Consider the following 22,441-nt stretch of genomic DNA (forward strand, 5'->3'; position numbering starts at 1 on the left):
ATGACTGATTCCCTGCGCCGTGGTCTGCTGGCTGCGGCTGTGCTCACAGCCACCGTACCTGCCTTGTCTGTGGCCGCTGAAGCCTGGCCGACCAAGCCCATCCGCATGGTGGTGTCCTACCCCGCTGGCGGCGTGAGCGACAACGTGGCGCGCGCACTGGGCGACAAGCTGTCTGCCCAGCTGGGCCAGACCGTGGTGATCGAGAACAAGGCCGGCGCCGGCGGTGCGATCGGTCTGGATCAGGTGGCCAAGTCGCCGGCCGATGGTTACACCCTGGGCTTTTCGTCCATCAGCCCGCTGGCGCTGAGCCCCCACCTGGGCAAGATGGCCTTCGATCCGCTCAAGGACATCGCGCCTGTGGCCAGTGTCATGTACTCGCCCATTCTGATTCTGGGCACCAAGGCCAACAAGGCAGCCAGCTTTGCCGCGCTGATGGAGCAGTCGCGCAAGGACCCGGGTGTGGTGCGCTGGGCCACGGCCGGTCTGGCATCGCTGGGCCATATCGTGCTGGAGCAGGTGCGCCACCAGGCCAAGGTGGACATTACCCACGTGCCCTACAAGGGCGGCGGCCAGCAGATGAATGACGGCCTGGGCGGTCAGTACGAGATCCTGTCCACCAATGCCAGCCCCACGGTAATGCCCCACATCAAGAGCGGCAGCTTGACGCCGCTGGCTGTGGGTGCGCCCAAGCGCCTGGATTCGCTGCCCAAGGTGCCTACCCTGGCCGAGTTGGGTTATCCCGCGGCCAACAGCACCTCGCTGTTCGGCATCTTTGCCCCGGCCGGCACCCCCAAGACGGTGCTTGACCGCCTGAACGCCGAAATCAACAAGGCGCTGGCCGAGCCCGATATCCAGCAGCGCCTGAAGGCCAGCGACAACGTGCCGACCGGCGGCACGGCTGCGGCTTTTGCCAAGCAGATCGCAGCGGAATCGGTGGAGAACGCCAAGATCATCAAGGCCGCCAGCATCACGCTGCAGTAAGCGAAGCGATTGTTCGTTTCTCCCTCGAAAAAGCACTGCCTGGCAGTGCTTTTTTCATGGCCGTGTGCGTCATCCACAGCGTGTATGAGCATGAGCGGCTTTCCGTGCAGCTGCTTCAGCACGGGGCGGGCGCTGAGCTGGTGAACGGGACCGGTCGTTGCCGGCCGCCGTGCGTAGCGACGGATGCAGGGCGGACCTTGCACCCCCCATGGGGAACGCTGGATTCAGGTCGTGGACAGATTGTCCGTCCATGCCAGCGCCTGCAGGTGCGCCAGATTGATCTGCGGATCGCTCAGCCGCGACAAGGTGGTGGAGCGGTCGTGCAGCAGCGGGCTGCAATCCTCGCAGGCACGCGTCAGCTCCAGCAATTCGCCCAGAACGCCTTCGTTGCGCAGCAGGGCCGCTCCCACGGCATCGGGCACATTCACCAGGTTGAGCGTGGCCTGCATGGGAATGTTCAGCATCACGTCCAGCAGCGAGAACACGCCCACCACAAAGGCCTGGTCGGCCTCGTCCTCGCTCAGCAGTTCCAGGGCCAGCAGCTCCATCAGGCGCCCGCGCACCACGGCGGTCTGGCCCACCGACGAGGGCAGGTTGCCGAACTTGGAGGCCGTCAGCAACAGCGCGGCCCAGCGGAACATCTTTTTCAGCCCCAGAATCAGGACGGCCTGGCGGAAGGAAGTGATCTCACGTGCCATGCCCAGCCCGGCCGAGTTGATCAGCCGCATCAGATTGAAGGCCAGGCCGGCGTCTTTCTTCAGCACGGCCTCGATGGCTTCCGGGTGCGCCTGCTGGCGCAGCAGGTTGATCAGCTGGATGATGCTGGCCTGGGCCGGTGCCAGCAGGCGGGCTTCCACCAGTGCGGGGCGGGCAAACCAGTAGCCCTGGAACAGGCGGATGCCCATGTCCTGCAGCAGGTGGTAGTGCTGGGCACTTTCCACTTTCTCGGCAATGATCTGGGCCTTGGTGTGGCGCTGGGCATAGCCCACCAGCACGGCGAGCTGTTCCGGACGCAGCACGCCCAGGTCCAGCTTGATGTAGTCGGCCAGTGGCAGCCAGGCGGCATAGGCCGATTCCAGCACCTTGTGGCCAAACGCCAGCTGAAAGCCCCGGTTGCGCAGCGCTTGCAGAATGGGCAGGCGGGCCAGCACCTCGCTGCTGGCCACATGGCCCAGCATCTCCACCTCCAGCACCACCTTGTCGGAGCTGACCAGCTCCAGCTGGCCGCTGGCCATGCTTTCGTGCGAGCACTTCACGAAAATGGGTTTGGTGACAGCAGGATCGTCACCGCTGGCATGGGACATGGCCGCAAAGATCAGGCTGACATCGTTGGCCACGCCCAGACTGGCGGGGGCACGGGAGCGGCAGAACAGTTCGTAGCCCACGACTTCGCCCTGTTGGTCCACGATGGCCTGCCGCGCAATCATGGCGCCAGGGAGCGCTGCTTGCGCAGTGGGAGGAGGGGCAGAAGTCAAAGTGGACAGTGACATGGGGCTTGAATGGTGGCAGGGCAGAAGTACGTGCAGCAGGCGGCTGCGATCATGCCGCAGGCAGGCGGCGCTTGTCGATGTCCATGGTCAAGCAATTTGCTGGAGCCACAGCAGCTCGGTTTCGGTGAAGCCGGCCTGCTTGCGGGCGCTGGTGTTGAACGGCGGCCGCAGGCGCGGGGCTTCGTAGCGTACCGTGAGTTCGTGGTACAGCGCTTCGGGATCCAGCCCCTGTTTGTCGCACAACCAGCGGTACCAGTGGTTGCCGATGGCGACATGACCCACTTCTTCGTGCAGGATGATGTCCAGAATGGCCACTGCCGCCAGGGCATCGGGGGCGTGGGTGTTGCGCAGCTTGTTCTGGATCTGCGGGGTGGCGTCCAGCCCGCGCGCTTCCAGCGTGCGGGGCACCAGAGCCATGCGGGCGGTGACGTCGTCCGAGGTTTTCTCGCACATGGTCCACATGCCCTGGTGGGCAGGGTGGTCGCCGTAGTCCTGGCCGTGGTGCTGGCGCAGGTGGTCGCGCAGCAGCAGAAAGTGTTTGCCTTCCTCGGCGGCCACGCGCAGCCAGTCGCGGTAGTAGTCGGACGGCATGCCGGCAAAACGCCACATGGCGTCCAGCGCCAGGTTGATGGCGTTGAATTCGATATGGGCGATGGCGTGAATCAAGATGGCCCGCCCTTCGGGCGTGGCCGGGGAGCGGCGCGCCACTTCGGTGTGGTGGCGCAGCAGCGGGCGTTCGGGGCGGCCCGGCAGGCTGGCCGGGTCCACGGACGGCAGCTGGATATCGGCTGCTATGGAATAGTGAGCTTGCTGTGCATGCAGGTCAAGCACAGCAAGCGCTTTTTCTTCAGGGTCGGTGAGGCGCAAGACCTCCAATGCACGGTGGCGAAGCTCCATATTTACAATTTTAGGTTTCGCACTAAAACCAACGGAGACAGTCCCCCATGGCAATTTACGAGTTGGACGGCGTGGCGCCGGTGATTTCCCCTTCAGCCTGGGTTGCCGACAGTGCCCAGGTGATGGGCCAGGTTGAATTGGGCGAAGACGCCAGCATATGGTTCGGAACGGTGGTCCGTGGTGACACGGACCGCATCACCATCGGGGCGGGAAGCAATATCCAGGACGCCAGCGTGCTGCATGCCGATTTTGGCTCGCCGCTGACCATCGGCCAGCATGTCACCGTGGGCCACCAGGTGATGCTGCATGGCTGCACGATTGGCGATGAATCGCTGATCGGCATCGGCGCCGTGGTGCTCAATGGGGCGAAAATCGGCAAGAACTGCCTGGTGGGGGCCGGCTCACTGGTCACCGAAGGCAAGGAATTCCCCGATGGCTCCATGATTCTGGGCAGCCCCGCCAAGGTGGTGCGCCAGCTGAGCCCGGAACAGATCGAAGGCCTGCGCCAAAGCGCACGCCACTATGTACTGAACGCGCAGCGCTTTCACAAAGGCCTGCGCAAGCTCGGCGGATAAACGCCGGGCGTTTTTTGAGAAATGAGACAGCGTGTCTGAACTGCACAAATTCCTTTTTGACGGCCAGCCGGTGCGCGGCATGATCGTGCGCCTCACCGATGCCTGGCAGGAAATCCTGCGCCGCCGCGCCAGCAACACCGAAACCGGGGCCTATGCCGCTCCGGTGCGAGAGCTGCTGGGGGAAATGGCGGCGGCCGGCGTGCTGATGCAATCGAACATCAAGTTCAATGGCGCGCTGGTGCTGCAGGTGATGGGGGACGGCCCGGTCAAGCTGGTCGTGGCGGATGTGAATTCCGACCTGACGCTGCGTGCCACCGCCAATGTACAAGGTGATGTGCCGGCGGACGCCACCTTGGCCGAGCTGGTAAATGCGCATGGCAGCGGCCGCTGCGCCATCACCCTGGATCCCAAGGACCGTCGCCCTGGGCAGCAGCCCTACCAGGGCGTGGTGCCGCTGCAGGATGTGGATGGCAAGAAGTTCGCCCGCCTGTCGGAGGCGCTGCAGTTCTACATGCTGCAGTCCGAGCAGCTCGATACCACCATCGTGCTTGCGGCCAACGAGGAAGTGGCCGCCGGCCTGATGATCCAGCGCATGCCCGTCAAGGGCGAGGCCAACCTGGCCGGCGCCACCGAAAGTGCCGACCAGGGTGATGACCGCAACGGTTTCAACGAGGACTACAACCGCATCGCCCATCTGGCGGCAAGCCTGACGCGCGATGAGCTGTTGACGCTGGATGTGGACACCATCCTGCACCGGCTGTTCTGGGAAGAAAAGCTGCTGCGTTTTGTCCCCCAGCAGGACGAGGAAACCGGCCCCCGTTTTGCCTGCACCTGCAGCCGCGAACGCGTGCAGAACATGCTGCGGACCTTGGGTCAGGACGAGGTGGACAGCATCGTCGCCGAACGCGGCAATGTGGAAGTGGGCTGCGACTACTGCGGCCAGCAATACCACTTTGACGCGGTGGACGCGGCCCAGCTGTTTGCCGATGCGGCGGCGCAGCCGCCGGCTTCCAACGCGGTGCAATAAGCGCCTTGCCTGCGGGCAGACTCGGTCCTGCCGGGTGATCCCGCTCGGAAAAAAGCCTTGCTTGCAAGGCTTTTTTCTTGTGCGTGCTGTGGGTGGGGTATGGGCCAAGCGGGCACTTTGTGCTGCTGCAGTGCTGCCAGTGGCGGCTTGCAGCGGCAGTGGCCCATGGGCGCAGGCAGCGATGCTTTATTTATAGAATTTGCTGTGCGGGTGCGGCACACAGGCGGGGCTCAGGGCTGTCCTGTGTCGTTCCCAGGGTTCTGGTTGTCACCCAGCAGGCGTGAGAACAAGCGCTGCTCGCTGGCGGGGTCCACGCATTCCCTGCAACGCAGATAGGGCGCATGGCCGTGCTGCAGCGCGCTGGCCGCGTCGGGACCGCGGTGCAGGGAGGCTGCTTCGGTCTGCTGGGTAGGCAAGGCCTGCAGACATTCCAGCAGTGCGCGCTGCTGCTGTGCCGGGGCGCCGTAGAGCACCCGCAGGCAGGTGGTGCCATCCATTGCATCCCGCATCAGCTGCTGGCGGCAGGCCTGTTCCAGTGCGCGTTCCGCCGCGCACGCCGATGCCGGTGTCGGCAGCCAGAACACCTGGCCGGTGGGCATGGGCCGCTGGACCTGTGCCGTCCAATGCGCCAGCAGGTGGGCATCCACAGGAGCGCGCGATGGCACACCGCCGTCGGGCGGGCATGGCGTGCTCCCGATGGCTGCGGCTTCTGCCTGCACCATACGTAGCCACAGCGCCTGCGGCTGGCTGCTGGCCGTGCCGGCCACGGTGGACAGGGGGAGGGGGGCAGGAGACGGGGGCATCGAGCGGGTGGTGTAAAGGCGTTTTCCGGGAGGGCGGCAGGACCTGATTTTGCCGGTGGGTGATTGGTGGATGCAGTGTAGAGGTCGAAGCTGTGGGAGGCGCTGCGCCGCACGGCATGGGTCTGATGGAAAACAGAGATGTTGGTGCGTTCGTTACCGCTGAGCAGAAACGATAACGGCCTCGCAAGAGGCCGTTACAGAAAGGAGCACGCAGAGACCGTGCGCGCCTGCGGCGATCAGGGCTTGGTGATCTGTACGTAGATCTCGTTGGGTTTGACCATGCCCAGTTCGCTGCGGGCTTTCTCTTCCACCATGTCCTTGCCCTCGCGCAGGTCCGACACTTCCGAGGTCAGCCGGTTGTTCTCCAGCCGGGCCACTTCGTTGGCGGCCTTGATCTGCGCGATCTGGGTGCGCATCTCCTGCACATGGTCCATGCTGTAGCTGCCCAGCCAGAGCTGGGCGTGGACGATGGCCAGGATGGCCAGCAGTACCAGCGTGACAATGCGGTGAACCATGGTGCGGGAAAGGCGCTCGACTCAGTGAAAGGGCTGCGGATCAGCGCAGATTGTAGAAAGCAGCGCGGCCAGGGTATTCGGCCACATCGCCCAGGTCTTCTTCGATACGCAGCAGCTGGTTGTACTTGGCGATACGGTCGGAACGGCTCATGGAACCGGTCTTGATTTGACCTGCATTCAGGCCGACAGCGATGTCAGCGATGGTGCTGTCTTCGGTTTCGCCCGAGCGGTGCGAGATCACGGCGGTGTAACCGGCACGCTTGGCCATTTCGATGGCGGCGAAGGTTTCGGTCAGGGTGCCGATCTGGTTGATCTTGATCAGGATGGAATTGGCAATGTGCTTTTCAATGCCTTCCTTCAGGATCTTGGTGTTGGTCACGAACAGGTCGTCACCCACCAGCTGCACCTTCTTGCCCAGACGCTCGGTCAGGATCTTCCAGCCATCCCAGTCGCCTTCGTGCATGCCGTCTTCGATGGAGACGATGGGGTACTTGTCGCACCAGCCCGCCAGCATGTCGGTCCACTGGGTGGAGGTCAGCGTCATATTGCCTTCGCCGGCCAGCACGTACATGCCGTCCTTGTAGAACTCGGAGGCTGCGCAGTCCAGACCCAGGGCGATCTGTTCACCGGGCTTGTAGCCGGCATTCTCGATGGCTTCGATGATCAGCTGGATCGCCGCTTCGTGGTTTTCCACGGAAGGCGCGAAACCGCCTTCGTCGCCCACGGCCGTGGACATGCCCTTGTGGTGGATGATGGCCTTCAGCGCATGGAAGACCTCGGCGCCCCAGCGCACGGCTTCGCGGAAGGTCGGCGCACCCACGGGGATGATCATGAACTCTTGCAGGTCCAGGCTGTTGTTGGCGTGGGCACCACCGTTGATCACGTTCATCATGGGCACGGGCAGCTGCGTGCCGCCCATGCCGCCGAAATAGCGGTACAGGGGCAGGCCGGCTTCTTCCGCGGCAGCGCGGGCCACAGCCATGGACACCGCCAGCATGGCGTTGGCGCCCAGGCGGCTCTTGTTGTCGGTGCCGTCCAGGTCGATCAGGGTCTTGTCCAGGAAGGCCTGTTCGGAAGCATCCAGGCCCAGCACGGCCTCGGAGATTTCGGTGTTGATGTGCTCCACGGCCTTCAGCACGCCCTTGCCCAGGTAACGGCTCTTGTCGCCGTCACGCAGTTCGATGGCTTCGCGCGAGCCGGTGGAGGCGCCGCTCGGCACCGCAGCGCGGCCCATCACGCCGGATTCCAGCAGCACGTCGCATTCGACGGTGGGGTTGCCGCGGCTGTCCAGGACTTCGCGTCCTACGATGTCAACGATTGCACTCATGGTCTTCCTTTGAAGGTTTTTACAAATTCGTGTCCCAGAGGACTTGGCGGAATTCTCCGCCAACACAGCAGTCCGGGTACGCACAGACTGCTGTGTTTTGGATACGAAAAAGCACGCCGTGCGGGGCGTGCTTGGGTGTCGTTACCGGATGGCGTGCATGGTACGCGCTGCTTCAGGCTTCGAAGGCGTTTTCCAGGAAACCGTTGCGCTTGGTCACATCGTCCAAGGCCACCAGGGTTTCCAGCAGCGCCTTCATATGCTTGAGCGGCACTGCGTTGGGACCGTCCGACAGGGCGTTGCAGGGGTCGGGGTGGGTTTCCATGAAGAGACCGGCCACACCCACGGCCACGGCCGCACGGGACAGCACAGGCACCATCTCGCGCATGCCGCCGCTGCTGGTGCCGTTGCCGCCAGGCAGCTGCACGCTGTGCGTGGCGTCGAACACCACGGGGGCATTGGTCTCGCGCATGATGGCCAGAGAGCGCATGTCGCTGACCAGATTGTTATAGCCAAAGCTGGCGCCGCGTTCGCAGGCGGTGAAGCTGTCTTCGGGCAGGCCTGCTTCCTTGGCGGCGGCACGGGCCTTGTCGATAACGTTCTTCATATCGTGCGGGGCCAGGAACTGGCCCTTCTTGATATTGACCGGCTTGCCCGATTGGGCCACGGCGCGGATGAAGTCGGTCTGGCGGCACAGGAAGGCGGGCGTCTGCAGCATGTCCACGACGGACGCCACATGTGGCACTTCTTCCACGGTGTGCACGTCGGTCAGTACCGGCACGCCGATTTCCTTCTTCACCTTGGCCAGGATTTCCAGGCCTTTTTCCATGCCCGGGCCGCGAAAGCTGGTGCCCGAGGAGCGGTTGGCCTTGTCAAAGCTGCTCTTGAACAGGAAATGGATGCCCAGGGAGGAGGTGATTTCCTTGAGCTGACCCGCCACGTCCATCTGCAACTGCTCGGACTCGACCACGCAGGGTCCGGCGATCAGAAAAAAGCGTTGGTCCAGGCCAATGTCGAAGCCGCAGAGTTTCATGGCGGGTTTCCTTTTCGTATCCGGTAAGTCGGCCGCTCAGGCCTTCTTGCCCTTTTGCTTGCTGTCGACGGCTGCCTTGATGAAGGCATTGAACAGCGGGTGGCCATCCCAGGGGGTGGACTTGAACTCGGGGTGAAACTGCACGCCGATGTACCAGGGGTGCACGGCCGCCGGCAGCTCGACGATTTCTGTCAGCTGTTCGCGCTGGGTCAGGGCCGAGATCACCAGACCCGCTGCACGCAGCTGATCCAGGTACTGGGTGTTGGCTTCATAGCGATGGCGGTGGCGTTCGGTGACCACATCGCCGTAGATGCTGTGGGCCAGCGTGTCTTTCTGCACATCGGAGGACTGGGCGCCCAGGCGCATGGTGCCGCCCAGGTCGGAGTTCTCGTCGCGCGTCTTGATCGTGCCGTCCTCGTCCTTCCACTCGGTGATCAGGGCGATCACGGGGTTGGGCGTCTGGGGATCGAACTCGGTCGAGTTGGCGCCTTCCAGGCCCGCCACATGGCGTGCGTACTCGATGGTGGCCACTTGCATGCCCAGGCATATGCCCAGGTAAGGCACCTTGTTCACACGGGCGAACTGGGCGGTGGAGATCTTGCCTTCCACGCCGCGCGAACCGAAGCCGCCGGGCACCAGGATGGCGTCGTACTTGGACAGCTCCTGCTTGGCGTTGGCGTCGGTGATGGTTTCCGAGTCTACGTGGGTGATCTTCACGCGCACATGGTTCTGCATGCCGGCGTGCTTGAGTGCTTCGTTGACCGACTTGTAGGCGTCGGACAGCTCCACATACTTGCCCACCATGGCCACATTCACTTCGCCTTGCGGGTGCTCGGTTTCGTAGACCAGGTCGTCCCAGCGCTTGAGCGTGGTGGGCGGGGTGTTCAGGCGCAGCTTGTCGCAGATCAGACCGTCCAGGCCCTGTTCGTGCAGCATGCGCGGCACCTTGTAGATGGTGTCCACGTCCCACATGGAGATCACGCCCCACTCGGGCACGTTGGTGAACAGCGAGATCTTGGCCTTTTCCTCTTCCGGCACTTGGTACTGGGCGCGGCACAACAGGGCGTCGGGCTGGATACCGATTTCGCGCAGCTTCTGCACCGTGTGCTGGGTGGGCTTGGTCTTGAGCTCACCGGCCGTGGCGATATAGGGCAGGTAGGTCAGGTGGACGAAGGCCGAGTTGTTGGGACCCAGCTTCAGCGCCAGCTGGCGCACGGCTTCCAGGAAGGGCAGGGACTCGATGTCGCCCACGGTGCCACCGATTTCACAGATGGCCACATCCACTGCGTCGTCGGTGCCGATGCCGGCGCCGCGCTTGACGTATTCCTGGATTTCGTTGGTGACATGGGGGATGACCTGCACGGTCTTGCCCAGGTAGTCGCCGCGGCGTTCCTTCTCCAGCACGGACTGGTAGATCCGGCCCGTGGTGAAGTTGTTGGTCTGCTTCATACGGGTCTCGATGAAGCGCTCGTAGTGGCCGAGGTCCAGGTCGGTTTCAGCGCCGTCATCCGTCACAAACACTTCGCCGTGCTGGAAGGGCGACATGGTGCCGGGGTCCACGTTGATGTACGGGTCCAGCTTGATGAGGGTGACTTTGAGACCGCGCGATTCCAGGATCGCAGCAAGGGAGGCTGAGGCGATTCCCTTGCCCAGGGAAGACACCACACCGCCTGTGACGAAGACGAATTTGGTCATCTCTTCTTTTTTTGGTGGTGGTAAAGATGAATTATAGGTGCGAGCGGGTTCCCACCGCTTGCCGACACGGAAATGCAGGGGCAAGCGTCTGCTACATTCGCCGCCATGAACGCGCTTGCTGGCAAACATGTGGTGCTGGGCCTCTCTGGAGGCGTGGCTTGTTACAAATCGGCCCATCTGTGCCGTCTGCTGACCAAGGCAGGCGCCACCGTGCAGGTGGTGATGACGGAGGCGGCCGAGCATTTCATCACCCCGGTGACCATGCAGGCCTTGTCCGGGCGCACGGTGTACGGCTCGCAATGGGATGCCCGCGAGCCCAACAACATGCCGCACATCAACCTCAGCCGCGAGGCCGATGCTATCGTCATCGCGCCCTGCAGCGCAGATTTCATCGCCAAGCTGGCCCAGGGCCGCGCCGACGAGCTGCTGAGCCTGATGTGCCTGGCCCGTCCCATCGACCGCATTCCGCTGCTGCTGGCGCCGGCCATGAACCGCGAAATGTGGGCCCACCCGGCCACGCAGCGCAATCTGAGCCAGGTGGCGGCCGACGGCGCTCTGGTGCTGGGTGTGGGGGTGGGCGATCAGGCCTGCGGCGAGACGGGCGATGGTCGCATGCTGGAGCCCGAAGAACTGCTGGAAGACCTCCAGGCCTTTTTTGCCCCCAAGGTGCTGCGCGGAAAAAAGTTGTTGATCACGGCCGGCCCCACGTTTGAAGCCATCGACCCGGTGCGAGGCATCACCAACCTGTCCAGCGGCAAGATGGGTTTTGCGATTGCGGCAGCAGCCCAGGCAGCCGGGGCGGACGTGACCCTGGTCGCCGGTCCGGTGCATCTGCCCACGCCGCGCGGGGTGCAGCGCATCAATGTGCAGTCGGCCCAGCAGATGCTGGCGGCCGTGCAGTCCCAGGTCGGGCCTGCGGATGTGTTCATCGCCACGGCGGCCGTGGCGGACTGGCGTCCAGCCAATATGGCCGACCAGAAGATCAAGAAAGACGGTTCGGGCGACGTGCCGGCGCTGGCTTTTGTGGAGAACCCCGACATCCTTGCCACCGTGGCCCAATCCGCCAGAGCCCGCAGCGGTGCCTTGTACTGTGTGGGCTTTGCGGCCGAAAGCCACGATCTGCTGCAGCACGCCATGGCCAAGCGCCTGCGCAAGGATGTCCCCTTGCTGGTGGGTAACATCGGACCGGCCACCTTCGGTCAGGACGATAACGCCTTGCTGCTGGTGGATGCCCAAGGCCACCGCGAGTTGCCGCGCGCGCCCAAGACCGAGCTGGGTGTGCAACTGGTGCAGGAGCTGGCGCGCCGCCTGGCTGCTGCACCGGCGCGCTGAACGCGCACAGCCCCCTGTTGACCTGTTTCCCCCATTTTTTGCCCATGTCCACCTCCAACTATGACGGCCCGCGCGGCGGCGACTATGTGCGCTATGTCGATACCCTTTTGCGTGCCAGCCCGCTGTACCGCAGTGCCTTCCATGGACTGAATACCAGCAGCCGCAGCGATTTCACCGATGCGACGGCCACCCCTGGCGCGCAGCCAGCATCGGCGCTGGCGCGGGTGCGTGAAAAGGCGCAGGCTGCCGTGCAGCAGGCACAGGAAGCCCAGCGCGCAGGCCAGCCTGTGGCGCAAAAAGCGCAGCAGCGCAAGGCCCGCAATCCACGCAAGCAGCAGGAAGCGGAGCAGGCCGCCCGTCGCGCCGCGCAGCAGCAGGCCCAGGACAAGCCGGCTGCTGCATCCTGGTTCCGCATCACGCCCGGGCGCATCGTGTTTCTGGTGTTCCTGGCTATCCTGGGCATGGTTGTGCCGGGTCTGGGGGCGCTGCTGCTGCTGTTCGGCATCATCAGCGCAGTGCGCAAGGGCATCCGGTCTGCCGCCAAGGACTGATCGATTTCAGAAATGCCATGCCGGGCCTGGCGGCACGGCACAATGCAGCCTTTGTTGTCTGACCGGCGGCAGAGCCCGGCCCCTTCCCATGGCGCCATCGGCGCCTGCAGCCCGCTGTGAGTTTCCCCATGAATGTTGACCTGAAGATCCTGGATGCGCGCCTGCGCGAGAACATGCCTGCCTACGCCACGCCCGGCAGTGCCGGACTGGACCTGCGCGCCTGCCTGGATGCGCCGCTGACGCTGGAGCCCGGCCAATGGCAGCTGGTGCCCACCGGCATGGCCATTTACCTGAAAGACCCCGGCTATGCCGCCATGATCCTGCCGCGTTCGGGCATGGGCCACAAGCACGGCATCGTGCTGGGCAATCTGGTGGGACTGATCGACAGCGACTACCAGGGCCAACTGATGGTCAGCGCCTGGAACCGTTCCTCCACCGCCTTCACGCTGCAGCCCATGGACCGTCTGGCCCAACTGGTGATCGTGCCGGTGGCGCAGGCGCAATTCAACCTGGTGGAAGAATTTGCCGATACCAGTGAGCGTGGCGAAGGCGGCTACGGCTCCACAGGCAAGCAGTAAGCGCCCAGGGCGTCCTGAAACAAAGCCCGGCGTTGCCGGGCTTTGTTTTTGAAGGGCTGCAGATCACGTAGATCAGACCATGGACGGCGGGGCGCCGGCGGCTGCGATATAGCGCAACGCACGGACAAAGGCCTCGGGCGCCTGGTTGCCGCGCAGCAGCTGGCGGTGGTTGAAAATGAAGGTGGGGACGGTCTGTATGCCCATTCCCCGGTAGAAAGACTGGGCTTCGCGCACGGCCTGGATGTCGTCGCCCGCCGCCAGATAGGCCAGTGCAGCCTCGCGGCTCAGGCCTGCGGCCACGGCGGCATCGGCCAGCACCTGATGGTCGGCAATATTCGCCCCCTGTCCGAAGTAGCCGTGCACCAGCTGCTGCGCCAGCACCAGCTGGTGGTCCTGCCCCTGGTTGTCGGCCCATTGCAGCAGCCGGTGGGCGTCCAGCGTGTTGTAGAGCATGCGGGGCTCCTGCGGGCCCATGTCCAGGTGGATCGCCAGGCCGTGCAGACGGATGTCGGCCCAGCAGGGCTGCAGGGCGGCGCGGGCAGGGCGCTGGTGCTGCTGCAGGTACTGGGCGCGGATTTCCCCGGCGGCTTTCACGCTGGGGTGCAGCTCCAGCGGTTGCAGGTGCAGCTTCGCCTGGATCTCGCCTTCCAGGCTGCGCAGCGCGTGGAGCAGATTGAACAGGGCAATGGCGCACCAGGGGCAGGTGGTGTCGCTGACCATATCAATGCGGACGGTGGCGGGCATAGCTGCTCCTGTGGGTGCACGCTGCGGATGTCTGGCTATCTGATCGGTAAACCTCATAGCGAATTTGTAAGGGCGTTCTGGCCATGCGCCCGTAGGCGTGCAACCCAAACACCTATGCGCAGGCAGCGCTATCCAGGCCAACGGCAGCGGCGTGTACGCCGTGAAAATCAAGCGCTCTCACCAGCGCCCGCCATTGGACGGGTGCAGTTACCAATCCCCAAAAATACATGCAAGCGGCAATGCGGCAGCGATGACAAACAGCTCCGCACCATGCACACCATTGCGACAGCTTAGGGCTGCATGGGGCTCGTTTGCAAGGCCGCAGCCGGTACGGGGGCGGGAGGGAAGTTTGTGAGCAAGTGTGAAAGCGGTCGTCTCCCTGCGGCACTGGGGCGTTGAACCAGTAAGGCGCGCACGGCGCGCCACCTGTGCAGGCCGTGCACATCGCCATGGCCCTGCCGCTTTGCAGACGAGGAGAAATTGCATGCACACCATTTCACGCTGGGGCCGTCTGGCCATGGCAGCCGCTGTGGCCGCCGCACTGACAGCCTGCGCGGCCTACCCCCAGGGCGGCTATAACCAAGGTGGCTACGCCAGCCAGGGCGGCTACAACCAGCCGGTCACCAGCTACCCGGTGCAAAGCGGCAACTATGGCAGCACATATGGCAACACGTATGGCGGCGGCTACAACCAGCAAGGCCAGTACAACCAACAAGGCCAGTACGTCCAGCAGGGGCGGGTGCTGAATGTGGAAACCGTGCGCGTGCAGGACGGCAGCGGCATTGGCGCCGGTGGTGCCATCGTCGGCGGTGTGCTGGGTGGTGTACTGGGCCACCAGGTGGGCGGCGGCCGTGGCAAGGACCTGGCCACCATCGCCGGCGTGGTGGGCGGCGCACTGGCAGGCAATGCCGTGCAGAACAATATGGGCGGCGGCAGTGTGCGCGACATCTACCGCGTCAGCGTGCAGCTGCCCGACGGCAGCGTGCGGGCGTTTGACTACCAGAATGCCCCGGGCTTCCGTCCCGGCGACCATGTGCGTGTGGATGGCAACCAGATCTACCGCTGAACCACTGCGCTGCAGCAGCATGGTTTCAAAGGGCCTGCGGGCCCTTTTTTCATAAGCGCGGTGCGCGCGGAGGGGGACAGGCGTTGCCCCCGGTGCGAGTGCCTTTGGGCAGAGGGTACTGCGGGGCCTGCGCGTCAGTGCATCCGTGTAATGCGCAGGACCATGGCAGGGGCCGGGAGCGAAAAACGCGGAGCGGGTCTGCCGCGGCCGGGCGTCTCAGGCCGCTGGCGCTGCGGGCAGGCACAGGCACAGCTGGAGGCCTCCCAGCGGCGAGGGGTAGGCCTCGATGCTTCCGCCATAGGTGTGGGCCAGCTCACGCACGATATCCAGCCCCAGGCCGGTGCCGGGGCGCTGTTCATCCAGCCGCTCGCCGCGCCCGAAGATGCGGTTGCGCTGGTCCGGGTCCGGAATGCCGGGCCCGTCATCGTCCACCAGCAGGCACAGCTGCCCGCCTTGGTCCGGGGGCCCTGGCAGGGCCTGCACCGACAGTTCCACCCGGCTGCTCGCCCACTTGCCGGCGTTGTCCAGCAGGTTGCCCAGCATTTCAAAAAAGTCCTGCTCCTCCCCCCGAAAGGCGAGTGGCTCCAGTTGCTGCACATCGCTTGCCAGATGGAAGTGCACCTCCCGGCCGGCATGCAGGCGCCGCATGGTGCGCAGCAGCGCCTGCAGCGGCTCCAGCACCGGGGTGCGCAGGCCGGTAGCGCGGATGGCCGTGGCCGCGCGTGCGCGGGCCAAATGGTGGTCCACCTGGCGGGTGGCCGAGCTGACCTGTTCACGCACCAGCTGGCCCAGCGGGGTGGCATCGTGCGCGGCGGCGTTGCCCAGAATGTTCAGCGGGGTGTGCACGGCATGGGCCAGATTGCCGGCCTGTGTGCGGGCGCGCTGCACGATGTCGGCATTGGCGGCAAGCACATGGTTGAATTCGGCGACCAGGGGTTGCAGCTCATGCGGCACCGGGCCTTGCAGCTGCGCCGTCTGGCCGGCCCGCACGGATGCCAGTTGCTGGCGCAGGCGTTGCAGCGGGCGCAGTGCCAGGTGCAGCTGCACGGCCACGGCCAGCAGCAGCCCCACGGCCAGCAGCCCCAGCGCGGCCAGCAGCATGGTGGTGAAGCGCTGCAGCGGCTCGGCCAGCAGGGCCTGGTCGGCCGCCACGGTCAGTCGCAGCAAAGGGGCATCGGCATCGGGCAGCTGCAGCGGGCGGCTGACGGCCAGCAGGGCATGGCCTTGTGTATCCTGCAGGCCCAGCACGGCATGGCCCAGACGGCGGGTGCCGGGAAAGCCAGGGTCGGCCGGCAGTGGCAGAGCCTGGTCCCACAGCGAGCGTGAGCGTGCCACCGTGTGGAACTGGCCCTCACTGGGCACCCAGCTGTCGACCTGCCAGTACAGCCCGGACAGCGGGGTGTCCAGGCGCACATCGCCCGTCATGGCGGTGACGCGCACTTCACGCTCCTGCATGTTGACGGCGGCGCTGAGCTGGTTGAGCTGTCGCACCAACTGGTCCTGCAACTGCTGGTGCACATGCTCCTGGAACAGGCCGCGCAGCCCCCAGCCGGCCACGGCCACGGCCAGCACCAGCCATACCAATGTGCCCAGCAGCAGCCGCAGGCGCAGCGATCCGTGCTGCAACCAGCGCAGCGCGGTGTGTGCGGCATTCATGACAGGCTTTCTGCCGAGGCGGGCACCAGGCGGTAGCCCAGGCCGCGCACAGTTTCGATGCTGCCTGCGGGCAGTTTCTTGCGCAGCCGGCCCACAAAGACTTCGATGGTGTTGGAGTCGCGCTCGCTGTCCTGCGGGTACAGGTGTTCGGACAGCTCGGTGCGCGAGAGCACTTCGCCCACGCGCTGCATCAGCAACGCCAGGATCTTGAACTCGTGGCTGGTCAGCACCAGCGGCAGCCCATCCACGGCCACGGTGGCCTGGCGCGTGTCCAGCAGGATGCTGCCGCATTGCCATTGGGCGCTGCTGTGGGGCGAAAGCCGACGCAGCAGGGCGCGCAGGCGGGCCAGCAGCTCTTCCATGTGGAAGGGCTTGGCCAGGTAATCGTCGGCCCCGGCGTCCATGCCCATCACCTTTTCATGCCAGGCACTGCGTGCGGTCAGGATCAGCACCGGCATGCTGCGCCCACCGGCGCGCCAGTGGCGTAGCACGGTCAGTCCATCCACCACGGGCAGGCCCAGGTCCAGAACCACCGCATCAAATGCCTCTTCCTGGCCCAGGTACTGGGCGGTGCTGCCGTCGGCGGCGGTTTCCACGGTGTGGCCGGCAGCGGCAATGGCGTCGCGCAACTGGGTCTGCAAAGTGGGTTCGTCTTCCACCACCAGGATGCGCATCAGTCACGTCCTTTCTGGCGCACGCTCAGTACCTTGCCGTTCACGGCGTTGATCTTGACCTTGAGCACCCGGCCGTCGGCCTGCAGCACGCGCAGTTCGTAAAGGAAGCGGCCATCGTCGTGCTCGAACTCCACCTTGATGACCTGGCCCTTGTACTCGCGTTCCACCTGGTCCAGAACGGTGCGCAGCGGCAGCACCTTGCCTTGCTGCAGCGCCTGGCGGGCCAGTTCGTGGTCGCTTTCATCCGACCGTGCGGAGGGCGCCTGCAAAGCGATGGCCCCCCACAGCACCGCCACACATGCGGCCGCACCCAGCACAGGCAGCGCGCGCCAGCGGGGCAGGTGAAAACGGGGACGGGGCAGTGGCATGGCAGGGGTTCCAGAACGGCAAGGCCTTTCCTTATACCGAAATGCCAATGAACCGCAGATGAACAGCGCCTTCAGCTTTGGTTCACGGGCGCTGGAAAACACTGCAGCCATGCCAGCACGGTGCTGGCAGTTTCTTCTTTCAGGAGTTTGCACATGATGGCTATCACCCGTTCTTCTCTGTCCCTGCTGCGCAAGGCGGCGGTACCCGTATCGGCCCTGGCGCTGGCCGCCGTGCTGGGTGGCACGGCCCTGGCGCAAGGCGCTCCTGCGGCCACACCGACGGGTGCCGCCGGGCAGTCAACTGCTGCAGCACCCGCAGGCCCCATCCCGGTTCTAACTATCCGCCAGGTCTATGACCGCCTGGAGGCTGCGGGCTACCGCGATCTGCGCGAAATCGAATGGGACGACTACCACTACGACGTCAAAGGTCTCAACGCCCAAGGCGCGCGTGTGAAGCTGGAGGTGGATGGGCAGACGGGCGCCGTGCTGCGCAGCCGCATCAAGCACTGAGCGACTGAGCGCGCGCGGGGGCTGTGGCTCCCGCCCGCCGAACCGAGGGTGTAGATCATAAAAAGGACGTGGTATGCGTGTACGCGGCATATGGGCTGCCTGGGCGGCGGTGTTGACCGGGGCCTGGATGCTGGCACTGTGGGCTGAGCAAGGCCAGGGGCTGGTGGCGGGTGCGAACGGCGAGGGTGTGCAATGGGTCTGGCTGTTGCGGCGGGATCTGTTGTTGCTGACCGGGGTGTGGGGCATGGGCATGCTCTCGCTGGCCATGTGGCTGGCATTGCGCCAGCCGTGGATGGAGCGCCCCGTGGGTGGCATGGACCAGGTGTACCGCTTGCACAAATGGCTGGGCACCACGGCCGCCGTGGCCGCGTTGCTGCACTGGGGTACCAAGGAATCGAGCGCCTGGATCAAGGCAGCCTGGGGCACGGCCGGACGCCCTGCGCGCGACGCCATGCTGCCCTGGCTGGCCGATGGACGCAGCTGGGCCAAGGACCTGGGTCAATGGGCCTTTTACGCCTTGCTGCTGCTGGTGGTGCTCACGTTGTGGCGTCGCCTGCTGCCCTACCAACCCTGGCGCTGGCTGCACCGCGTGATGCCGGTGTTGTATGTGGCGCTGGTCGTTCACAGCCTGGTGCTGCTGCCGCAGGCGTACTGGCAGCAGCCCGTGGGGTGGCTGATGGGGGCGCTGATGGTGCTGGGCAGTGCGGCCGCGCTGTGGGCGCTGGCTGGCCGGATCGGAGGAGCCCGCCGCTATGCGGCGCAGGTGCATGCGGTGCAACTGCTGGGGGCGCGGCCAGCACAGGATCCGCTGGAGGTGCTGTGTGCACTGCCTGCCCATTGGCCAGGGCACCGCGCCGGGCAATTTGTCTTTGTGCGCTGGGATGCGTGGGAAGGGGCCCACCCTTTCACTGTGGCCAGTGCGCCGGGGGCATGCGGGCAGACGGCCGATGGGCGGACGTTGTTGCGGCTGGTGATCAAGCCGCTGGGAGACTACACCGCCCAGTTGCACCGCACGCTGCACGCTGGGCAGGCCATGCAGATCGAAGGACCGTATGGGCGGTTCGATGGCCATGCGCCGCAGCCCGGAGGCCAGGCCGGCCCCGTGCAAATCTGGGTGGCCGCAGGCGTGGGCATCACCCCGTTTCTGGCGTGGCTGGAGGCGCGGCAGCCGGGCGCCACGCCCTGTGCCGAGGTCCAGGGCGACAGCCTGTCTGCTGCCCATCTGCACTACTGCACCCGCGATGCCGCAAGCGATGGACTGCTGCTCCGTGTCCAGACCCTGTGTGCTGAAGCCTGTCCGCCGGTGGGCCTGAGCGTGCACGACGCCGCCCAGGGCCAGTGGCTGCGCCCCCAGGATCTGGAACGCCATGGGGCGCAGCTGGACCTGTGGGTCTGCGGCCCCCAAAGCCTGGGCGATGCCTTGGAGCAAGGCGCCCAGGCGGTGCGGGCCCAGGGCGGGCGCTGGCGGCTGCACCGCGAGGCATTCAGGATGCGGTAGTCCGGGCCCCGGCGCTCGGTAAAGAGTGCTTGCTTTGCGTCCTGTGCCATCCAACAAAAAGGCAGCCCGCAGGCTGCCTTTTTGCAGGGAGAGGGGCGCAGGCCGGTCTCAGTGCAGCAGGTCGTTGCCTGGCGCCTGGGGCTGCACGCGGAAAAAGCCGGTGCCGGCGCTGCCGCGGCCGATTTCCTCTTCCGTGGCTTCGCGCACGGCTTCCACTTTCAGATGGATGCGCAGCGCAATACCGGCCAGCGGGTGGTTGCCGTCCAGCACCACATGCTCGGGGTAAATGTCGGTCACGGTGTAGAGCGCGTCCTTGGGGGCCGTGGGGTTGCAGCCTTCGGGCAGGGCGCTGCCTTCAAAGGTCATGCCTTCTTCCAGTTCGGCGGGGAACAGGGTGCGCGGCTCCAGGAAGATCAGTTTGTCGATGTAGTCGCCAAACGCGTCTTCGGGCTCCAGGTGCAGGTCCAGCGTGGCACCCACCTGGTGGCCTTGCAGGGCTTCTTCGATGCGCTTGAGCAGGTCGTCGCCACCCAGCAGAAATTCCACCGGCTCGTCCAGCACATCCAGCTCATCGCCCAAGGTGTCTTTGAGCACCCAGGTCAGCGCGACCACGCATTGTTCGGTGATTTCCATATCGAAGCTTTCTTGGCAAGGGGCGCAGGCCGGGCCACAGGGGCCGGCCCAGCGCGGGAAGGCAGAAATTGTACCGGCCAGCGGCTTTCCTGCGAGGGCGTGTGGCTGCCGCTGGGGCATGGCCCCATGCCGGGTCGGTGCGGCAGCGCCATGCGCGCGGTTTTGCGCCGCAGCAAAGCCTGGCATCGGGGCCCATGGGACAATGCGCCCCACGGTGGACCGCCTGCGCATGCTGCGCGCGGCCCGCAAACACCTTCCCTTTTTCTACCGATGCGGCCCCTGGTGGCGCCGCTATCTGCATCGCCATGGACATCCAATCCCCGCTCCAGCTGCTCGGCGGCATCTCGCCCGAGAAATTCATGCGCACCTACTGGCACAAGAAGCCGCTGCTGATTCGCCAGGCGATCCCCGGCTTCAAGCCGCTGCTCAACCGTGCGCAGTTGCTGGCGCTGGCCGGTGAAGAGGGCGTGGAGGCGCGTCTGATAGAGCAACTGGGTGAAGGCCAGTGGAAGCTGTCGCATGGCCCTTTCCCTCGGCGCAAGCTGCCGTCGCTGGCCAAGCCCGGCTGGACGGCGCTGGTGCAAGGCGTGGACCTGCACAACGAAGCGGCGCACCAGCTGCTGCAGCAATTCCGCTTTGTGCCCGATGCGCGCATGGACGATCTGATGATCAGCTTTGCCACCGACCAGGGCGGCGTGGGCCCGCATTTCGACAACTACGACGTGTTCCTGCTGCAGGCCCATGGCAAGCGCCGCTGGCGCATCGGCCGCCAGAAGGACTTCACGCTGCAGGAAGGCGTGCCGCTGAAGATCCTGACCAACTTCGAGCCCGAAGAGGAATGGGTGCTGGAGCCCGGCGACATGCTGTACCTGCCGCCGAAGTGGGCGCACGACGGCATTGCCGAAGGCGAGTGCATGACGTATTCGGTGGGGTTCCGCTCGCCCAAGCAGGACGAGATGGCGCGCGAACTCTTTCTGCGCATGTCCGATGCCCCGGACGAAGCGCCCAAGGACGTGGTCTACAAGGACCCCAAGCAGCCCGCCGTGGCCAAGCCCGGCGAGATTCCCGCCGACCTGTACGACTTTGCCCGGGAAGCGCTGAAAAAAGCCCTGGCCGAGCCGCTGGCGCTGGAACGCGCCCTGGGGGAGTACATGAGCGACCCCAAACCGGGCGTGTGGTTCGAGCCGGCCGAGGACTTCGGCATGATCGAAGGCGTGGAACTGAACCGCCGCACCCGCATGCTGTACGACGCCAAGCACATCTTCATCAACGGCGAAAGCTACCTCGCCGGTGGCAAGGATGCCAAGCTGATGCAGCAACTGGCCGATAACCGCCGCCTGTCGGTGCGCGAGGTGCAGCAGTTCAGCGACGATGCGCTGGAGCTGCTGTCCAGCTGGGTCGATGCCGGCTGGGCGCAGAGCGTACCGGCGTGAACACGGCCCCCGCACCGCTCGGTACACCCTGGTGGTGTGGAGCGTGCGGGGTGCGCAGGGGTGAGGCCTGCGGATGCGCAAGCTATCCCGGCGGCCAGGATGTCGTGGATGGGGGGAATGTCCTGTACTTCACGGCAAGGCAGTGCAGCTGGTGATGGAAAGAAAGGCTCCCTCGGGAGCCTTTTTTGTTGCCAGGTCACGCGCTTCGGAGCGGAACAGGTGCCAGGTGAATCAGGCCGTCGCCGCTTCCGTGCCCGCCGGTGTGGCGCTGCCGTCCTGCGGCGCCTTCAGTGCGGCCAGCTTTTGCTGCAGGAAGTCATCAAAGCCCTGTTGCACCAAGCTGTAGGTGCGCTCGATGGCGCTGCGCACGGGGCTGTCGGTCTCGCCCCAGACGCCCAGGCCTTGCAGGATGTCGGTGGCCTCGCCATAGCCTTGCTCAAAGCCGCTGCGGATGGTGGCCACAAAGTCCTGCAACAGGGTTTCGGGGTCCTTGTCCGGGTATTTGGCGGCATAGCGCTCGAACATCGCGGTCGAGAGCGACACGATGCGGCCGGCCACCGCCTCGCTGCTCTGGTCCTGCTGCTGCGCCTGGGCGATGGCGTCTGGTCCCAGCTCGGGGGCCAGCACCTCGTTGAGCTTGTCCACCGCAGCACGGTACAGCAGCGTCAGGCTGTGATTGCCGGCAGAGATGGAGACATCCATCGAGGCCTGCAGGATTTGCGCATTCTGCTGCGCACGCTGGCCTTCGCGGCTGGTGGCGGCCGTGCGCTGGGCATCTTCCAGTGCGCTGCTCGGGGTGCTGGTGGCGGAAACGCCGGTGGTGGCAACCATGGTCTTCTCCTCGTGGTCGCTTGCGGGTGTGCTGCGACGTTGCGTCTATTTCGGCGGCTTTTTTGAGGACTTGAGCGATGTTTGCGTGTTTTGAAAAAACATAGCAATCCATGTACATACGGCATGCATTGCAGCGGCCAATGCATGCCAAACCTCCGTTGCATGGGCGCAGGCTGCTCAGTTTTTGAAGAACTGATCTGGTGACGTAGATCAAATGCGCATCTGAT

The 22,441-nt window shown here is 65.1% G+C and carries 23 protein-coding genes; 10 read left to right on the plus strand and 13 right to left on the minus strand.

The window, feature by feature from the left end:
* Positions 1 to 981 carry a Bug family tripartite tricarboxylate transporter substrate binding protein gene (locus tag B3349_RS10745; RefSeq protein ID WP_291588577.1) on the plus strand — a complete coding sequence of 327 codons (981 nt, stop codon included), beginning with the start codon at positions 1 to 3 and terminating at the stop codon, positions 979 to 981.
* 224 nt (positions 982 to 1,205) lie between these two features.
* Here B3349_RS10745 and B3349_RS10750 read toward each other — a convergent pair whose 3' ends face one another.
* Complete coding sequence (locus tag B3349_RS10750) at positions 1,206 to 2,471, minus strand: EAL and HDOD domain-containing protein (RefSeq protein WP_291588578.1); 1,266 nt, start codon at positions 2,469 to 2,471, stop codon at positions 1,206 to 1,208.
* A gap of 87 nt (positions 2,472 to 2,558) precedes the next feature.
* A complete protein-coding gene (locus B3349_RS10755) occupies positions 2,559 to 3,368 on the minus strand; it encodes a ferritin-like domain-containing protein (RefSeq protein WP_291588579.1) in 810 nt (269 codons plus the stop codon).
* A gap of 47 nt (positions 3,369 to 3,415) precedes the next feature.
* On the opposite strand from B3349_RS10755, the gene B3349_RS10760 reads away from it, so the two are divergent.
* Together B3349_RS10760 and hslO are read left to right on the plus strand one after the other, a co-directional pair.
* Positions 3,416 to 3,943 carry a gamma carbonic anhydrase family protein gene (locus B3349_RS10760; protein ID WP_066539098.1) on the plus strand — a complete coding sequence of 176 codons (528 nt, stop codon included), beginning with the start codon at positions 3,416 to 3,418 and terminating at the stop codon, positions 3,941 to 3,943.
* 31 nt (positions 3,944 to 3,974) lie between these two features.
* A complete protein-coding gene (hslO, locus tag B3349_RS10765; RefSeq protein WP_291588580.1) occupies positions 3,975 to 4,970 on the plus strand; it encodes an Hsp33 family molecular chaperone HslO in 996 nt (331 codons plus the stop codon).
* Positions 4,971 to 5,200: 230 nt separating this feature from the next.
* Here hslO and B3349_RS10770 read toward each other — a convergent pair whose 3' ends face one another.
* The 5 genes from B3349_RS10770 to pyrG all read right to left on the minus strand — a co-directional run bounded on the left by B3349_RS10770 (position 5,201) and on the right by pyrG (position 10,340).
* Positions 5,201 to 5,773 carry a hypothetical protein gene (locus tag B3349_RS10770; protein WP_291588581.1) on the minus strand — a complete coding sequence of 191 codons (573 nt, stop codon included), beginning with the start codon at positions 5,771 to 5,773 and terminating at the stop codon, positions 5,201 to 5,203.
* 236 nt (positions 5,774 to 6,009) lie between these two features.
* On the minus strand, positions 6,010 to 6,288 hold the full coding sequence (locus tag B3349_RS10775) for an FtsB family cell division protein (RefSeq protein WP_291588582.1): 279 nt from the start codon (positions 6,286 to 6,288) through the stop codon (positions 6,010 to 6,012).
* A 40-nt stretch (positions 6,289 to 6,328) separates the two neighbouring features.
* On the minus strand, positions 6,329 to 7,615 hold the full coding sequence (eno, locus tag B3349_RS10780) for a phosphopyruvate hydratase (protein WP_066539088.1): 1,287 nt from the start codon (positions 7,613 to 7,615) through the stop codon (positions 6,329 to 6,331).
* A gap of 172 nt (positions 7,616 to 7,787) precedes the next feature.
* Entirely contained in the window at positions 7,788 to 8,645 is an 858-nt protein-coding gene (gene kdsA, locus B3349_RS10785; protein ID WP_283339510.1) for a 3-deoxy-8-phosphooctulonate synthase, read from the minus strand.
* Positions 8,646 to 8,681: 36 nt separating this feature from the next.
* Entirely contained in the window at positions 8,682 to 10,340 is a 1,659-nt protein-coding gene (gene pyrG / locus B3349_RS10790; RefSeq protein ID WP_291588583.1) for a CTP synthase, read from the minus strand.
* Between the two features lie 105 nt (positions 10,341 to 10,445).
* Between pyrG and coaBC the strand changes: the two genes are divergently transcribed.
* The 3 genes from coaBC to dut all read left to right on the plus strand — a co-directional run bounded on the left by coaBC (position 10,446) and on the right by dut (position 12,801).
* Entirely contained in the window at positions 10,446 to 11,672 is a 1,227-nt protein-coding gene (gene coaBC / locus B3349_RS10795) for a bifunctional phosphopantothenoylcysteine decarboxylase/phosphopantothenate--cysteine ligase CoaBC (protein WP_291588584.1), read from the plus strand.
* A gap of 44 nt (positions 11,673 to 11,716) precedes the next feature.
* On the plus strand, positions 11,717 to 12,223 hold the full coding sequence (locus tag B3349_RS10800) for a hypothetical protein (protein ID WP_291588585.1): 507 nt from the start codon (positions 11,717 to 11,719) through the stop codon (positions 12,221 to 12,223).
* Positions 12,224 to 12,351: 128 nt separating this feature from the next.
* Entirely contained in the window at positions 12,352 to 12,801 is a 450-nt protein-coding gene (gene dut, locus B3349_RS10805) for a dUTP diphosphatase (RefSeq protein WP_066539080.1), read from the plus strand.
* 72 nt (positions 12,802 to 12,873) lie between these two features.
* Here the strand turns inward: dut and B3349_RS10810 are convergent, their stop codons facing one another.
* The gene (locus tag B3349_RS10810; protein ID WP_291588586.1) at positions 12,874 to 13,545 is read right to left on the minus strand and encodes a DsbA family oxidoreductase; all 672 of its coding nucleotides are present in this window, start codon (positions 13,543 to 13,545) and stop codon (positions 12,874 to 12,876) included.
* Between the two features lie 484 nt (positions 13,546 to 14,029).
* Between B3349_RS10810 and B3349_RS10815 the strand changes: the two genes are divergently transcribed.
* Positions 14,030 to 14,611, plus strand: coding sequence for an outer membrane lipoprotein (locus B3349_RS10815; protein ID WP_291588587.1), 582 nt, complete (start codon positions 14,030 to 14,032; stop codon positions 14,609 to 14,611).
* A gap of 216 nt (positions 14,612 to 14,827) precedes the next feature.
* Here B3349_RS10815 and B3349_RS10820 read toward each other — a convergent pair whose 3' ends face one another.
* Genes B3349_RS10820 through B3349_RS10830 form a run of 3 tightly spaced genes read right to left on the minus strand, consistent with a single transcriptional unit; the run spans position 14,828 to position 17,309 of the window.
* Positions 14,828 to 16,267 carry a sensor histidine kinase gene (locus B3349_RS10820; protein ID WP_291588588.1) on the minus strand — a complete coding sequence of 480 codons (1,440 nt, stop codon included), beginning with the start codon at positions 16,265 to 16,267 and terminating at the stop codon, positions 14,828 to 14,830.
* Positions 16,264 to 16,941 carry a response regulator transcription factor gene (locus tag B3349_RS10825; protein WP_291588589.1) on the minus strand — a complete coding sequence of 226 codons (678 nt, stop codon included), beginning with the start codon at positions 16,939 to 16,941 and terminating at the stop codon, positions 16,264 to 16,266. Before B3349_RS10825 ends, B3349_RS10820 begins: the two co-directional genes overlap by 4 nt.
* On the minus strand, positions 16,941 to 17,309 hold the full coding sequence (locus tag B3349_RS10830; RefSeq protein WP_291588590.1) for a PepSY domain-containing protein: 369 nt from the start codon (positions 17,307 to 17,309) through the stop codon (positions 16,941 to 16,943). The genes B3349_RS10825 and B3349_RS10830 overlap by 1 nt, the downstream gene beginning before the upstream one ends.
* Before the next feature lie 153 nt (positions 17,310 to 17,462).
* On the opposite strand from B3349_RS10830, the gene B3349_RS10835 reads away from it, so the two are divergent.
* Together B3349_RS10835 and B3349_RS10840 are read left to right on the plus strand one after the other, a co-directional pair.
* Entirely contained in the window at positions 17,463 to 17,819 is a 357-nt protein-coding gene (locus B3349_RS10835) for a PepSY domain-containing protein (RefSeq protein ID WP_349682186.1), read from the plus strand.
* 73 nt (positions 17,820 to 17,892) lie between these two features.
* The gene (locus B3349_RS10840; RefSeq protein WP_291588591.1) at positions 17,893 to 19,317 is read left to right on the plus strand and encodes a ferredoxin reductase family protein; all 1,425 of its coding nucleotides are present in this window, start codon (positions 17,893 to 17,895) and stop codon (positions 19,315 to 19,317) included.
* Between the two features lie 108 nt (positions 19,318 to 19,425).
* On the opposite strand, the gene B3349_RS10845 is transcribed toward B3349_RS10840, so the two are convergent.
* A complete protein-coding gene (locus tag B3349_RS10845; RefSeq protein WP_066539497.1) occupies positions 19,426 to 19,950 on the minus strand; it encodes an FKBP-type peptidyl-prolyl cis-trans isomerase in 525 nt (174 codons plus the stop codon).
* Between the two features lie 305 nt (positions 19,951 to 20,255).
* Between B3349_RS10845 and B3349_RS10850 the strand changes: the two genes are divergently transcribed.
* Positions 20,256 to 21,383, plus strand: a complete 1,128-nt coding sequence (locus B3349_RS10850; RefSeq protein WP_066539066.1) for a cupin domain-containing protein — start codon at positions 20,256 to 20,258, stop codon at positions 21,381 to 21,383.
* 231 nt (positions 21,384 to 21,614) lie between these two features.
* On the opposite strand, the gene B3349_RS10855 is transcribed toward B3349_RS10850, so the two are convergent.
* Positions 21,615 to 22,214: a DUF5610 domain-containing protein gene (locus B3349_RS10855; protein ID WP_291588592.1), complete on the minus strand. Its 600-nt coding sequence runs from the start codon at positions 22,212 to 22,214 to the stop codon at positions 21,615 to 21,617.
* Positions 22,215 to 22,441: the final 227 nt, after the last annotated feature.

The organism is Comamonas sp. UBA7528 (assembly GCF_002479375.1).
Lineage (GTDB): Bacteria > Pseudomonadota > Gammaproteobacteria > Burkholderiales > Burkholderiaceae_C > Comamonas.

Excerpts from the sequence above, each read along its gene's own strand:
- B3349_RS10840 (WP_291588591.1), top strand. The coding sequence starts at position 17,893 with ATGCGTGTACGCGGCATATGGGCTGCCTGGGCGGCGGTGTTGACCGGG.
- B3349_RS10750 (WP_291588578.1), bottom strand. The coding sequence starts at position 2,471 with ATGTCACTGTCCACTTTGACTTCTGCCCCTCCTCCCACTGCGCAAGCA.
- B3349_RS10760 (WP_066539098.1), top strand. The coding sequence starts at position 3,416 with ATGGCAATTTACGAGTTGGACGGCGTGGCGCCGGTGATTTCCCCTTCA.
- B3349_RS10855 (WP_291588592.1), bottom strand. The coding sequence starts at position 22,214 with ATGGTTGCCACCACCGGCGTTTCCGCCACCAGCACCCCGAGCAGCGCA.
- B3349_RS10770 (WP_291588581.1), bottom strand. The coding sequence starts at position 5,773 with ATGCCCCCGTCTCCTGCCCCCCTCCCCCTGTCCACCGTGGCCGGCACG.
- coaBC (WP_291588584.1), top strand. The coding sequence starts at position 10,446 with ATGAACGCGCTTGCTGGCAAACATGTGGTGCTGGGCCTCTCTGGAGGC.
- B3349_RS10775 (WP_291588582.1), bottom strand. The coding sequence starts at position 6,288 with ATGGTTCACCGCATTGTCACGCTGGTACTGCTGGCCATCCTGGCCATC.
- B3349_RS10830 (WP_291588590.1), bottom strand. The coding sequence starts at position 17,309 with ATGCCACTGCCCCGTCCCCGTTTTCACCTGCCCCGCTGGCGCGCGCTG.
- eno (WP_066539088.1), bottom strand. The coding sequence starts at position 7,615 with ATGAGTGCAATCGTTGACATCGTAGGACGCGAAGTCCTGGACAGCCGC.
- B3349_RS10835 (WP_349682186.1), top strand. The coding sequence starts at position 17,463 with ATGATGGCTATCACCCGTTCTTCTCTGTCCCTGCTGCGCAAGGCGGCG.
- B3349_RS10815 (WP_291588587.1), top strand. The coding sequence starts at position 14,030 with ATGCACACCATTTCACGCTGGGGCCGTCTGGCCATGGCAGCCGCTGTG.
- B3349_RS10755 (WP_291588579.1), bottom strand. The coding sequence starts at position 3,368 with ATGGAGCTTCGCCACCGTGCATTGGAGGTCTTGCGCCTCACCGACCCT.
- B3349_RS10810 (WP_291588586.1), bottom strand. The coding sequence starts at position 13,545 with ATGCCCGCCACCGTCCGCATTGATATGGTCAGCGACACCACCTGCCCC.
- B3349_RS10845 (WP_066539497.1), bottom strand. The coding sequence starts at position 19,950 with ATGGAAATCACCGAACAATGCGTGGTCGCGCTGACCTGGGTGCTCAAA.
- B3349_RS10800 (WP_291588585.1), top strand. The coding sequence starts at position 11,717 with ATGTCCACCTCCAACTATGACGGCCCGCGCGGCGGCGACTATGTGCGC.
- B3349_RS10820 (WP_291588588.1), bottom strand. The coding sequence starts at position 16,267 with ATGAATGCCGCACACACCGCGCTGCGCTGGTTGCAGCACGGATCGCTG.
- kdsA (WP_283339510.1), bottom strand. The coding sequence starts at position 8,645 with ATGAAACTCTGCGGCTTCGACATTGGCCTGGACCAACGCTTTTTTCTG.
- pyrG (WP_291588583.1), bottom strand. The coding sequence starts at position 10,340 with ATGACCAAATTCGTCTTCGTCACAGGCGGTGTGGTGTCTTCCCTGGGC.
- B3349_RS10825 (WP_291588589.1), bottom strand. The coding sequence starts at position 16,941 with ATGCGCATCCTGGTGGTGGAAGACGAACCCACTTTGCAGACCCAGTTG.
- B3349_RS10850 (WP_066539066.1), top strand. The coding sequence starts at position 20,256 with ATGGACATCCAATCCCCGCTCCAGCTGCTCGGCGGCATCTCGCCCGAG.
- dut (WP_066539080.1), top strand. The coding sequence starts at position 12,352 with ATGAATGTTGACCTGAAGATCCTGGATGCGCGCCTGCGCGAGAACATG.
- B3349_RS10745 (WP_291588577.1), top strand. The coding sequence starts at position 1 with ATGACTGATTCCCTGCGCCGTGGTCTGCTGGCTGCGGCTGTGCTCACA.